General features: G+C 65.8%; 11 protein-coding genes. 6 read left to right on the top strand and 5 right to left on the bottom strand.

What is annotated here, in order from left to right; all coding sequences use genetic code 11:
• Positions 1 to 45: 45 nt before the first annotated feature.
• Together dgoD and AABQ55_RS21755 are read right to left on the bottom strand one after the other, a co-directional pair.
• Positions 46 to 1194, bottom strand: a complete 1149-nt coding sequence (gene dgoD / locus AABQ55_RS21750) for a galactonate dehydratase (RefSeq protein ID WP_244766543.1) — start codon at positions 1192 to 1194, stop codon at positions 46 to 48.
• A 61-nt stretch (positions 1195 to 1255) separates the two neighbouring features.
• A complete protein-coding gene (locus tag AABQ55_RS21755) occupies positions 1256 to 2023 on the bottom strand; it encodes a FadR/GntR family transcriptional regulator (protein WP_272806546.1) in 768 nt (255 codons plus the stop codon).
• 143 nt (positions 2024 to 2166) lie between these two features.
• On the opposite strand from AABQ55_RS21755, the gene AABQ55_RS21760 reads away from it, so the two are divergent.
• Positions 2167 to 3696, top strand: a complete 1530-nt coding sequence (locus AABQ55_RS21760) for a UxaA family hydrolase (RefSeq protein ID WP_272806547.1) — start codon at positions 2167 to 2169, stop codon at positions 3694 to 3696.
• 3 nt (positions 3697 to 3699) lie between these two features.
• Here the strand turns inward: AABQ55_RS21760 and AABQ55_RS21765 are convergent, their stop codons facing one another.
• Together AABQ55_RS21765 and AABQ55_RS21770 are read right to left on the bottom strand one after the other, a co-directional pair.
• Entirely contained in the window at positions 3700 to 4050 is a 351-nt protein-coding gene (locus tag AABQ55_RS21765; RefSeq protein ID WP_272806548.1) for a VOC family protein, read from the bottom strand.
• Between the two features lie 10 nt (positions 4051 to 4060).
• The gene (locus AABQ55_RS21770; protein ID WP_272806549.1) at positions 4061 to 5098 is read right to left on the bottom strand and encodes a GntR family transcriptional regulator; all 1038 of its coding nucleotides are present in this window, start codon (positions 5096 to 5098) and stop codon (positions 4061 to 4063) included.
• Positions 5099 to 5301: 203 nt separating this feature from the next.
• Here AABQ55_RS21770 and ilvD point away from each other — a divergent pair, with 203 nt between their 5' ends.
• The gene (gene ilvD / locus AABQ55_RS21775; protein ID WP_272806550.1) at positions 5302 to 7137 is read left to right on the top strand and encodes a dihydroxy-acid dehydratase; all 1836 of its coding nucleotides are present in this window, start codon (positions 5302 to 5304) and stop codon (positions 7135 to 7137) included.
• 43 nt (positions 7138 to 7180) lie between these two features.
• Here the strand turns inward: ilvD and AABQ55_RS21780 are convergent, their stop codons facing one another.
• Entirely contained in the window at positions 7181 to 7585 is a 405-nt protein-coding gene (locus AABQ55_RS21780) for a GFA family protein (protein WP_272806551.1), read from the bottom strand.
• 86 nt (positions 7586 to 7671) lie between these two features.
• On the opposite strand from AABQ55_RS21780, the gene AABQ55_RS21785 reads away from it, so the two are divergent.
• From AABQ55_RS21785 to AABQ55_RS21800, 4 genes are all read left to right on the top strand, one after another.
• On the top strand, positions 7672 to 8133 hold the full coding sequence (locus AABQ55_RS21785; RefSeq protein ID WP_244768262.1) for a MarR family winged helix-turn-helix transcriptional regulator: 462 nt from the start codon (positions 7672 to 7674) through the stop codon (positions 8131 to 8133).
• Between the two features lie 81 nt (positions 8134 to 8214).
• Positions 8215 to 8949 (top strand): DUF899 domain-containing protein, encoded by a 735-nt coding sequence (locus AABQ55_RS21790; RefSeq protein ID WP_272806552.1) that lies wholly within the window; start codon positions 8215 to 8217, stop codon positions 8947 to 8949.
• A 44-nt stretch (positions 8950 to 8993) separates the two neighbouring features.
• Positions 8994 to 9767: a VOC family protein gene (locus AABQ55_RS21795; RefSeq protein WP_272806553.1), complete on the top strand. Its 774-nt coding sequence runs from the start codon at positions 8994 to 8996 to the stop codon at positions 9765 to 9767.
• Positions 9768 to 9896: 129 nt separating this feature from the next.
• A complete protein-coding gene (locus tag AABQ55_RS21800) occupies positions 9897 to 13214 on the top strand; it encodes a transglutaminase family protein (protein WP_272806554.1) in 3318 nt (1105 codons plus the stop codon).
• The last annotated feature ends 7 nt before the right edge of the window (positions 13215 to 13221 follow it).

The raw sequence follows: 13221 nt of genomic DNA on the forward strand, positions 1-13221 counted from the left end.
AGCCCGGCGGATGGCCCAGCTCTCCGGATCGACGATGCGGCGGGCTCACCACTCTGCCACGCTGCCGTCTTCATGGCGCCAGACGGGGTTGCGCCAGCGGTGGCCCTCCTTCGCCCGCTCGATGACATATTGCTCGTCCACCTCCACCCCGAGGCCCGGCCCCTGCGGGATCGACACGAAGCCGTCGGCATAGTGGAACACCGCCTTGTTGGAGATGTAGTCGAGGATGTCGTTGCCCGTGTTGTAGTGGATGCCGAGGCTCTGCTCCTGGATGAAGGCATTGTGCGACACCGCGTCCACCTGCAGGCAGGCCGCAAGCGCGATCGGACCCAGCGGGCAATGCGGCGCCAGCGCCACGTCATAGGCCTCCGCCATCGCCGCGATCTTGCGGCATTCCGTGATGCCGCCCGCATGCGAAAGGTCCGGCTGGAGAATGTCGACATAACCGTCCGACAGCACCGACTTGAAGTCCCAGCGCGAATAGAGCCGCTCGCCGAGCGCGATCGGCGTCGCGCAATGGTTGGCGATCTCCTTCAGCGCCTCGCGGTTCTCCGACAGCACCGGCTCCTCGATGAACATCAGGTTGTAGGGCTGCAATTCCTTCGCCAGGACCTTGGCCATCGGCCGGTGCACGCGGCCGTGGAAGTCGACGCCGATGCCGACATGCGGGCCGATCGCCTCGCGGATGACGGCGACGGTCTCCACCGCCTTCTCCACCTTGTCCCAGCTGTCGACGATCTGCATCTCCTCGCAGCCGTTGAGCTTGATCGCCTTGAAGCCGCGGGAAACGACTTCGCGGGCATTGTTGGCGACGTCCGAGGGCCGGTCGCCGCCGATCCAGGAATAGACCTTGATCCTGTCGCGCACCTGGCCGCCGAGCAGGGCATGGACGGGCTGGCCATAGGCCTTGCCCTTGATGTCCCAGAGCGCCTGGTCGATGCCGGCGAGCGCCGACATGTGCACGGCGCCGCCGCGATAGAAGCCGGCGCGGTACATAACCTGCCAATGATCCTCGATCAAAAGCGGATCCTTGCCGATGAGATAGTCCGCAAGCTCGTGCACGGCCGCCTCCACCGTCAGCGCGCGGCCCTCCACCACCGGCTCGCCCCAGCCGACGATGCCCTCGTCCGTCTCAACCTTCAGGAACAGCCAACGTGGCGGAACAATATAGGTCGTGAGCTTCGTGATCTTCATGGAGTCTCCATCCCTCGTCAGTTCGTCTTCAAGCCACGGGATCTTGCGCCCGCGTCGTTCGTCATGGCGCGCCGGTGCGACCCATCAGGCCGGAAAGATCGCGCGCGGCGAGATCGAGGATGCGGCGCGAGCAGGCTTCCGCCCGCGCGCCATCCCGCAGGCGCAGCGCATCGACCAGATCCCGGTGTACGCCGAGCGCTTCATCACGCTTGTCCGCCGCCTGGTTGGAGGCGTGCAGCGCATAGGAAAGGGCTGCATGGATGATCGAGGAAAGCTGATGGAAGACCTGGTTGTGGCTGGCCTTCAGCAAGGTCTCGTGGAAGCGCGTGTCGGCGGCGGTGAAGGCCTCGAGGTCGCCCTCGGCATCGCCCATGTCGTCGCAGGCGCGTTCGAGATCGGCGATCTCCTGCGCCGTCGCGCGCGCGGCGGCAAGGAAGGCGGCGGCGGGCTCGACGGTGCGGCGCGCTTCGAGGATGGAGCCGAGAAGGTCGGCCGACAGCACGTCCGGCCCCATCCATTCGAGGATCTGCGCATCGAGCACGTTCCATTCCGAACGATCGCAGACGAGTGTGCCGACCCGCGGCCGGCCGCGCACGAGCCCCTTGGTCTCCAGCACCTTCAGCGATTCGCGGATGACCGTGCGGCTGACGCCGTAGGCAGCGCACAGATCGCTTTCGCGCGGCAGCACCGCACCGGGCGGGAAACGCCCGCTGCAGATGTCGCCGCCGATCGCCGCGGTCACATTGTGACGCACCCGTGGTCGGCGCGACAACGGCCGATGCGCCTGCCTTGTTGCCTTGTCCGCCACGCTTCCTCCCTTGCTTCGCATAAATGATCATACAATTACTGATCAATCATACGACAAATTGATGGCGAGAGCCATGACCACCCTTCACGAGGCGCAGGCCAATTCACAATATTGACTTTTGCAGACAAAGTGCATAATGCGCCGGTCCCAACGAAGGAGCCGCCATGCTCGCCGATCTCCCCCCCGTGCTCGTCCTCAACGCGAAAGACAATGTCGGGGTTGTTCCCGCCAATGTCGATGCCGGTCGCCTGCTGGTGAACGGCATCGCCGCCGAAGAGCGCATTCCGCGCGGGCACAAGGTGGCGATCGCGCCCATCGCGGAAAACGAGCCGGTGCGGAAATACGGCCAGATCATCGGCTATGCGACGCGGGCGATCCGCCCCGGCGAGCATGTCCACCTGCAGAACCTCGCCATTCTCGACGTGGCGCTGAAACACGAATTCTGCGTCGACAACGCCCCTCCGGAGATGGTGCCGGAGGCCGAGCGCCGCACCTTCGAGGGCTACGACCGCGGCAACGGCCGCATCGGCACCCGCAACTATATCGGCATTCTCTCCACCGTGAACTGTTCCGCCACGGTCTCGCGCTATGTCGCGGAGCATTATGCCCGCAGGTTCCGCGAGACCGGCCACGAGAATATCGACGGCGTGGTGGCGCTGACCTATGGCGGCGGCTGCGCGCTGAACCTGAAATCCGAGGGCGGGCGCATCCTCACCCGCACCTTCAAGGGCTATGCCCGCAACCCGAATTTCGGCGGCATCCTGATGATCGGCCTCGGCTGCGAGACCTTTCAGTACGGCCCGCTCGTCGAGGAGGCCGGGCTGGAGGAAGGAAAGACCTTCCGCACCATGATGATCCAGAACCACGGCGGCACGCGCAAGACCATCGAGGCGGCCTGCGCGATGATCGACGACATGCTGCCGGATGTCGGCCGCATCCGCCGCACGCCGCAACCGCTGTCGGGCATCAAGCTGGCGCTGGAATGCGGCGGCTCGGACGGCTATTCCGGCATTTCCGCCAACCCCGCCCTCGGCATCGCCTCGGACCTTCTGGTGAAGGAAGGCGCAACGACGGTGCTGTCCGAAACGCCGGAAATCTACGGCGCCGAACATCTCCTCACCCGTCGTGCCGCCCGGCCGGAGGTCGCGGAAAAGCTGCTCGCCCGCATTGACTGGTGGCGGGACTATACCGCGAGGAACGATGCCGAACTCAACAACAACCCCTCGCACGGCAACAAGGCCGGGGGGCTCACGACGATCCTGGAAAAATCGCTCGGCGCGGTCGCCAAGGGCGGCTCCATGCCGCTCAACGCGGTCTATGAATATGCCGAAGAGGTGACGGAGCCCGGCTTCGTCTTCATGGATACGCCCGGCTACGACCCGGCCGCCGTGACCGGCCAGATCGCCGGCGGCTGCAACCTTGTCGCCTTCACCACCGGCCGCGGCTCGGTCTCCGGCTACAAGCCGGCGCCCTGCATCAAGATCGCCACCAACACGCCGATGTACGAGCATATCAAGGAGGACATGGACATCAACTGCGGCACGATCGTCGACGGCACCGAGACGATCGAGGAGGCCGGCCGGCGCATCTTCGACTTCGTCATCGAAACCGCCTCCGGCCGGAAGACGGCGAGCGAGGCCTTCGACTACGGCGACAACGAGTTCGTACCCTGGCAGGTTGGCGCCATCACCTGAGCGTCAGACATGCATGAGGATATTGACGAGCGTCCCCGCGGGATCGCGCACGAAGAAGCGCCGTACGCCCCAGGGCTCGTCCACCGGTCCGTATTCGACACGATAGCCGCCCCTCACCACGGCGGCGTGGACTGCCTCCACATCATCCACCTCGATCGACAGGCCCGGCACCGGTGTTCCCCCGCCACCTTCCGAGGCGAAACTCACCTGCAAGGGCATGGTGCCATCCGTGCCGTAGGTGGCGATCCAGCCGTGATCCATCAGCAGCTCCAGCCCGAGCACCTCGCGATAGAAACGGGCAACGGCCGCCGGATTGGCCGTCTCGATATTCGCGACGATGCGCCTGACCTTCATCGTTTCCTCCTCAGCGGGCGACGGGCGTCGCATAGGCCGGCATGTCCGGCCGGTGCGCTACGCGCAGCTCCGCGACGCGGCCGATCACCTTGGGCAGCGAAACCGTGATGTGATGACGAAGGGTTTCGGCCGCGCGCCCCCGGTCGTCCACGTCGAGCGCGCGGAACACCGCCAGGTGCTCGGCAATGAAGGGCTCGTCGGCGGGCATGCGGTGCGAAACGCCGATAATGTGCTTGCTGACATTCAGCATGAAGCGGGCGCGGCGCAGCGCGATCAGCAGTTCGCGGTTCGGGCAGTAGCCGAGGCAGGTGATGTGCAGGTCGGTTTCAAGGCCGTCCATCGCCTCGACGGAGAGATCCGGATAGGCGGCCAGCGCCTCTTCCAGCCGTAGCGTCATGGCATGGCGCTCGGCCGGCGGGATGAAGGGCGCGGCTTGGCTCAGCGCCAGTGGCTCCAGCGCGACGCGGATATCGTGCAGGTCGCGCATGCGCTGTTCGTCGAGCGGCACCAGCGTCCAGCGCATGCGCTCGTCCTTTTCCACGATGCCGAGCGCTTCCAGGCGCGTCAGCGCATCGCGCGCCACCTGCCGGCCGACGCCGCGCGCACGCGCCAGTTCCACCTCGTTGATCCGGTGGCGGCCGAAGACGGAGAGATGCACCATCTCCCGCTCCAGGCTCTCGTAGATCGCCTCCCAGGCCGGCGCCTTGCGCAGAGCCGGCGCCTCCTCATCGAGGCCGAGCATCTCGGCCGTCAGCACCACCCGCTTCGGCCCGCCGCGCCCCTGCCCCACCAGGAAACCGCGCCCGTCGAAACGCCGGATCTGCCCCGCCGTCTCGAGCAGCGCGAAAGCCTGACGGACCGGCGTGCGGGTGGAGGAGAAGAGGGTTGCGACCGGCCCCTCCAGGAGCAGGGCGCCTTTCGGCAGCCGTCCGGAGGCGATCGCCTCCGCCAGCACCTCGCGGATGCGCAGATAGAGCGGGCTCTTGTCGAGCGCCCCTTCGGCGCTTTCCGCGCCCGTTTCCGCCAAAGCCTGGCCTGTGCCGATCATGGCGCGGACCTTCGCATGAATGCACCGTGCCGACAACGGTCATGTCCGCCGCGGACCGCGGCAAGGAAATTGCGTCGCATCGGCAAAAAATCTCCATTCCTTTCGTGACGCGCGGGGTGTTTTGCGCTAGGGAACCCTGCTGAGGCTCGCAATGCGGCCCGAAAAAGCCCATATGTCAGCCGCGTCCACTCGAGGAATTGACCATGCCCGCATATCGCTCCCGAACCACCACCCACGGCCGAAACATGGCCGGTGCCCGCGGCCTCTGGCGCGCGACCGGCATGAAGGACACGGACTTCGGCAAGCCGATCATCGCGGTGGTGAACTCCTTCACCCAGTTCGTGCCCGGCCATGTGCACCTGAAGGACCTCGGCCAGCTCGTCGCCCGCGAGATCGAGAAGGCCGGCGGCGTCGCCAAGGAATTCAACACGATCGCCGTCGACGACGGCATCGCCATGGGCCATGACGGCATGCTCTATTCGCTGCCGAGCCGCGAGATCATCGCCGACTCGGTCGAGTACATGGTCAATGCGCACTGCGCCGACGCCATGGTCTGCATCTCGAACTGCGACAAGATCACGCCCGGCATGCTGAACGCCGCCATGCGCCTCAACATCCCCGCCGTCTTCGTTTCCGGTGGCCCGATGGAAGCCGGCAAGGTCGTGCTGCACGGCAAGACCCATGCGCTCGACCTCGTCGACGCCATGGTCGCCGCCGCCGACGACAAGATCTCCGACGAGGACGTCAAGGTCATCGAGCGCTCCGCCTGCCCGACCTGCGGCTCCTGCTCCGGCATGTTCACCGCCAATTCGATGAACTGTCTGACCGAAGCCCTCGGCCTGTCGCTGCCGGGCAACGGCTCCACGCTCGCGACCCATGCCGACCGCAGGCGCCTCTTCGTCGAGGCCGGCCACCTCATCGTCGATCTCGCCCGCCGCTACTACGAGCAGGAAGACGACAGCATCCTGCCGCGCTCGGTCGCCAACAAGAAGGCCTTCGAGAACGCCATGTCGCTCGACATCGCCATGGGCGGCTCGACCAACACGGTGCTGCATATCCTTGCGGCCGCCTATGAGGGCGGCATCGATTTCGATCTCGACGACATCGACGAACTGTCGCGCCGGGTGCCCTGCCTCTCCAAGGTCGCGCCGGCCAAGGCCGACGTGCACATGGAGGACGTGCACCGCGCCGGCGGCATCATGCGCATCCTCGGCGAGCTCGACCGCGGCGGCCTCATCCACCGCGACACGCCGACCGTGCATGCCGAAACGCTGGGCGACGCGATCGACCGCTGGGACATCACCCGCACCAGCAGCGAGACCGTGCGCACCTTCTTCCGTGCCGCGCCCGGCGGCATCCCGACCCAGGTCGCCTTCAGCCAGGAAGCACGCTGGGACGAGCTGGACACCGACGGTGAGAAGGGCGTCATCCGCTCCGTCGAGCATCCGTTCTCGAAGGATGGCGGCCTTGCCGTGCTCTCGGGCAACATCGCGCTCGACGGCTGCATCGTGAAGACGGCCGGCGTCGATGAATCGATCCTGAAGTTCTCCGGCCCCGCCGTCGTTTTCGAAAGCCAGGATGCGGCGGTGAAGGGCATTCTCGGCGGCGAGGTGAAGGCCGGCGACGTGGTCGTCATCCGCTATGAAGGCCCGAAGGGCGGCCCGGGCATGCAGGAAATGCTCTATCCGACGAGCTACCTGAAGTCGAAGGGCCTCGGCAAGGCCTGCGCACTGATCACCGACGGGCGCTTTTCCGGCGGCACGTCCGGCCTTTCCATCGGCCATGCCTCGCCCGAAGCGGCGCAGGGCGGCGCGATCGGCCTCGTGCGTCAGGGCGACCTCATCGAGATCGACATCCCCAACCGCACGATCAACCTTGCCGTTCCGGAAGCGGAGCTCGCAGCGCGCCGCGCCGAGCAGGACAAGCTCGGCTGGAAGCCGGCCGCCCCGCGCAGGCGCAACGTCACGACGGCGCTGAAGGCCTATGCCGCCTTCGCCGCCAGTGCCGACAAGGGCGCCGTGCGTATCCTGCCGGAGTAAGAAGTTCGCCGGGCGCTGGACGTATCCGGCGCCCGGCCGATTCTCAAAGGTGGCGCGTCTCGGCCGGCGTGTTCCACCAGGCGTTGTTCCGCCCGTCAAAATACTGGACCGGCAGTTCCGCCAGTTCGCCCTGCTCGATGTCGTCCAGGCAGGCGACGTTTATCGAGACATAGGCCCCGCCGATCGCCTCGATATAGCCATGCCCGAAGGGCGAGACGCCACAGGTCTTGCAGAAGCGGTGGTGCCCGCTCATCGTGCCGAACTGGTAGTCGCCAAGATCCGCCTCGTCGCATTGCAGGCGGAAGGCGTCCGGCTTGATCTGCGCGCCCCAATAGCGCTTCTTCGAGCAGATCGAGCAATTGCAGCGCCCCGTGCCGGCGGAGAGATCGATATCGGCCTCGTAGCGGATCTTTCCGCAGTGGCAGCTTCCCTTGTAGGTCCTCAACATGATGCTCTCCTCGCTTGCGCCAATGGCGTCTAAATGACAATATGCTGTCAAAGTCACTTTTTGCAGAATGACAGCATGTTGTCAATATGAGCTCCGACCGCACCCCCGCCGGCAACGCCTTCGCCGCCTTCGCCATCTCGGTCCTGCGCCTTGCCGGGCATTTGCAAACCGCTGGCGATGCGCTGGCCAAACCGGCCGGCCAGACGAGCGCCCGCTGGCAGGTGCTTGCCGCCGCCGACCATGCGCCGATGTCCGTCGCCGATGCCGGACGGGCGCTTGGCATGACACGGCAGGGCGTGCAACGCGTCGCCGATCTCCTCGAAAGGGACGGTCTGATCGTCTATGCCGAAAACCCTGCCCACCAGCGCGCCAAGCTGATGGTTCTGACGGATGGCGGCAAGGCGGTGCTTGCCGCCATCCGGGCACGCCAGGCGGTGTGGGCGGATGCACTTGGCGAGGCGCTCGGCGAAAAGGGACTGCTCCAGGCAACCGAAACCGTCATCGCCGCGTTACAGGCCGTCGAGAAACAGTCCATCCCGGAGCGGTGAAGGCGGCGCGCGCTTTGACATGGGCAAGAAATGTTGATACCAACTCATTTGTCGAAAGCCCGCGAAAGAGGAGTTCCGAGCATGAGACCGAACCACGAGGTCGTATCCCGAAAGGAATGGCTGACTGCCCGCAAAGCGCTGCTGGCGCTTGAAAAGGAGGAGACGAAGCTGCGCGACAAGGTGCGCGCCGAACGCCTCGCCCTGCCCTGGGTCAAGGTCGACAAGACCTATACCTTCGACACGCCCGATGGCGAGAAGACGTTGGCCGACCTGTTCGATGGCCGCAGCCAGCTCATCGTCTACCACTTCATGTATGGTCCCGACTGGGATGCCGGATGCCCCGGCTGCTCCTTCATGGCGGACCATGTCGATGGCATGCTGCCGCATCTCAACAACCACGACGTCACGATGATCGCCGTCTCCCGCGCTCCACTGGAAAAGCTTGAGGCCTACAGGAAGCGCATGGGCTGGAAATTCCCCTGGGTGTCCGCCTATGGCAGCGATTTCAATTTCGACTATCATGTCTCCTTCACGAAGGAGGAGCTGGCGAGCGGCAAGGTCATCTACAATTACCGCGAGACGGACGCGGCCGATGCGCATGACGAGCTTCCCGGCCTCAGCGCCTTCTTCAAGGACGGGGACGGCACCGTCTACCACACCTATTCCGACTATGCCCGCGGCGGCGAGGAGGCGCTCGGCACGCTCATGATCCTCGACCGTGCACCGAAGGGCCGCAACGAGACCGGCACGCTCAGCTTCGTCAAGCGCAAGGACGAATATGCAGGGGCGCAGAAGACATCATCCTGCTGCGACTGAACCCGCCGACCGAGAGAAGGCCAACCGAAAGAAGGGACCACCGCATGCACAAGGACTATGGCACGTTCTGCTGGTACGAGCTGATGACGCCGGATGTTCCGGCCGCCGAACGGTTCTACGCGTCGGTCGTCGGCTGGTCGATGCGCGATTCCGGCATGGAGGGCATGGACTACATCCTCGCCTATGCCGGCGAAAGCCAGGTGGCCGGCCTGATGACGCTGCCGGCGGAAGCGGAAGGCATGCCGCCGATGTGGATGGGCTACATCTTCACCGACCGGATCGAGGAGACGCTGCGGGACATCGAGGCCAATGGCGGAAAAATCTGTCGCCAGCCGCAGGACATCCCCGGCATCGGCCGCTTTGCCGTCGCGAGCGATCCGCACGGCGCCGTCTTCTCGCTCTTCTCCACCGAGGATGAAGGCCCCGACCGGCCCGCGATGATGACACCCGGCCACATCGGCTGGAACGAGCTGATGGCCGGCGATCTCGACAGCGCGTGGGACTTTTATGCCAGAACCTTCGGCTGGACGAAGGATACGGCCGTCGACATGTCAGACGCCGGCCTGGGCACCTACCAGACATTCGCCGTGCGCGGCGGCGACGCGATCGGCGGCATGATGACCAATCCTCCTGGCTCGCCCATGCCCTTCTGGGGCTATTACTTCGTCGTCGAAGGCCTCGATGCCGCCGGAAAGCGCGTGACGGACGGCGGCGGCCAGATCGTCATGGGCCCGATGGAGGTGCCCGGCGGCGCCTGGATCCTCAATTGCGTCGACCCTCAGGGCGCCTTTTTCTCGCTGGTCGCCATGGCGCGTTGATCGACGCAAGGCCGGGGTGCGCAGGTCCGCGCGCACCCCGCGCCATTCCCGCTTGCAATCTCTCTTCGCATTGCACAAACTCCCGTCGATGGCGGCAGAAGACCGTCACCGAGGGGAACAAGAGAGCGCATGTCGATCAAGGCCGGTATCTACCACCTCACCCATTACAAATATGACAACCCGGTCCGTCTCGGACCCCAGATCATCCGGCTGAAGCCGGCGGCACATTCCAAGACCAAGGTCATCAGCCATTCGCTGAAGGTCTCGCCGGAAAACCACTTCGTGAACCTCCAGCAGGATCCCTACGGCAACTACCTCGCCCGCTACGTCTTCCCCGATCCGGTCACGGAACTGAAGATCGAGGTCGATCTCGTCGCCGACATGACGGTCTACAATCCGTTCGACTTCTTCGTGGAGGAGGAGGCGGAACACTGGCCCTTCGACTATCCGGAGGACCTACGCGAAGACCTGAAGATCTACCGAACGCCCGAGCCGATGGGGCCTGCGCTGGAGGCCTTCATGGCGGGCGTCGACCGCTCGCGCCAACGCACGGTGGACATGGCCGTCGGCCTCAATGCGCGTCTCCAGCAGCAGGTGGGCTACGTCATCCGCATGGAGCCGGGCGTGCAGACGCCGGAGGAAACGCTGACGACCGCAAGGGGCTCCTGCCGCGATTCGAGCTGGCTGCTCGTGCAGATCCTGCGCAATCTCGGCTTTGCCGCCCGCTTCGTCTCCGGCTATCTCATCCAGCTGACCCCGGACCTGAAGGCGCTCGACGGCCCCTCCGGCACCGAGGTCGATTTCACGGACCTGCATGCCTGGTGCGAGGTCTATATTCCCGGCGCCGGCTGGATCGGCCTCGACCCGACCTCGGGCCTTTTGACCGGCGAAAGCCACATCCCCCTCGCCGCGACCCCGCACTACCGCAACGCCGCCCCCATTTCCGGCGGCTATTTCGGCGTGGCGAACACCGAGTTCGACTTCGCCATGACGGTGGATCGCGTCGCCGAGCATCCGCGCATCACCAAACCCTTTTCCGACGAGAGCTGGGAGGCGCTGAACGCGCTCGGCCACGAGGTGGATTCGGTCCTCGCCGCAAACGACGTCCGCCTCACCATGGGCGGCGAGCCGACCTTCGTCTCCATCGACGATTTCGAATCCGACGAATGGAACACCGCCGCCGTCGGCCCGACCAAACGGGAGAAGGCCGACCAGCTGATCCGTCGCCTGCGGCAGCGCTTCGCCCCCGGCGGCTTCCTGCATTACGGCCAGGGCAAATGGTATCCCGGCGAGAGCCTGCCGCGCTGGACCTTCTCGCTCTACTGGCGCCGTGACGGTCGGCCGATCTGGCAGAATCCGGATCTGATCGCCGAAGAAGGCAGTGATGCGGATGTCGGGGAGGCCGATGCCAAGGCCGTGCTCACCGGCATCGCCGAGGAGCTCGGCATCGAGCCGGACATGGTGCAGCCGGCCTATGAAGACCCCGCCGAATGGATCATCAAGGAAGGCAATCTTCCCGAAAATGTCGATCCGTCGAACTCGAAGCTCGAAGATCCGGAAGAGCGCAGCCGCATCGCCCGCGTCTTCGAACGCGGCCTCACCACGCCGACCGGCCATATCCTGCCGGTCCAGGCGTGGAATGCCCGCGCGGGCGACCGGCGCTGGGTCAGCGAAAGATGGCGCACGCGCCGCGGCAAGATCTTTCTCGTGCCCGGCGACAGCCCTGTCGGCTACCGCCTGCCGCTCGGCGCCCTGCCCTATCTTTCGCCCTCCAGCTACCCCTACATCAACCCGGCCGACCCTTCCGAGGACAAGCCGCCGCTGCCGGATTATTCCGAACCCGGCCGCACGATGGCCGCGGCCTCGTTCCAGGCAAGCGAGGCCGGGCAGGTCCGCATCGAGCAGGTCCGCAGCGAAATCGTCGGCGCGGTGCGCACGGCGATGAGCGTCGAGGCGCGCGACGGCCGGCTCTCGATCTTCATGCCGCCCGTCGAGCGGCTCGAGGACTATCTCGATCTCGTGACCGCCGCCGAGCGGGCGGCCGACCGGCTCGGCCTGCCCGTCCATATCGAAGGCTACGCCCCGCCGCAGGACGAGCGCCTCAACGTCATCCGCGTCGCGCCCGATCCCGGCGTCATCGAGGTCAACATCCATCCCGCCTCGGGCTGGCAGGACTGCGTCGACATCACCAGCGCCGTCTACGAGGAGGCGCGCCAGTCCCGCCTCGGCGCCGACAAGTTCATGATCGACGGCCGCCACACCGGCACCGGCGGCGGCAACCATGTGGTCGTCGGCGGTAGGAACCCGAACGACAGCCCGTTCCTGCGCCGCCCGGACCTCCTGAAGAGCCTCGTGCTGCACTGGCAGCGCCATCCTTCGCTCTCCTACCTGTTCTCGGGCCTCTTCATCGGCCCGACCAGCCAGGCCCCGCGCATCGACGAGGCCCGGCACGATTCGCTCTATGAGCTGGAGATCGCGCTCGCGCAGGTGCCCGCGCCCGGCGAGGGCGTTCCCCCGCTGCCCTGGCTCGTCGACCGGTTGTTCCGCAACCTCCTGACCGACGTCACGGGCAACACGCATCGCTCGGAGATCTGCATCGACAAGCTGTTCTCGCCGGACGGGCCGACCGGCCGGCTCGGCCTCGTCGAATTCCGCGGCTTCGAAATGCCGCCGAACGCCCGCATGAGCCTTGCCCAGCAATTGCTGATCCGCGCGCTCATCGCCCGGTTCTGGCTGAACCCGGCCAAGGGGAGCTTCGTGCGCTGGGGCACCACGCTGCACGACCGCTTCATGCTGCCGCATTACGTCTGGCAGGATTTTCTCGACGTCATCGCCGACCTCAAGGCGAATGGCTTCGACCTTAGGCCCGAATGGTTTTCCGCCCAGCTCGAATTCCGCTTCCCCTTCTGCGGCGAGGTCGAGTACGAAGGCGCGAGCCTTGAGGTGCGCCAGGCGCTGGAACCCTGGCATGTCATGGGCGAACAGGGCGCGATCGGCGGCACCGTGCGCTATGTCGATTCGTCCGTCGAACGGCTGCAGGTGAAGCTGGAGACCACCAATCCGGAGCGCTACACCGTTGCCTGCAACGGCCGGCCCTTGCCGCTGAAGCAGACCGGCACGAAGGGCGTTTCCGTCGCGGGCGTGCGCTACAAGGCCTGGCAGCCGGCCTCGGGCCTGCATCCGGTGCTGCCCGTCAACACACCGCTTACTTTCGACATTTATGATACATGGTCGCGGCGGGCGATCGGGGGATGCATTTACCACGTTGCCCATCCGGGTGGACGCAACTATGACACGTTCCCGGTCAACGGCAACGAGGCCGAGGCGCGCCGGCTGGCGCGGTTCGAGCCCTGGGGGCACAGGACGGGCGGCTATACGCTGTGGCCGGAAACACCGTCGGCGGATTTCCCGCTGACGCTGGATCTGCGCCGGCCGCCCGGCATCTGACCTCCGT

This window comes from Shinella sp. WSD5-1, assembly GCF_963942435.1.
Taxonomy (GTDB): Bacteria; Pseudomonadota; Alphaproteobacteria; order Rhizobiales; family Rhizobiaceae; genus Shinella; species Shinella yambaruensis.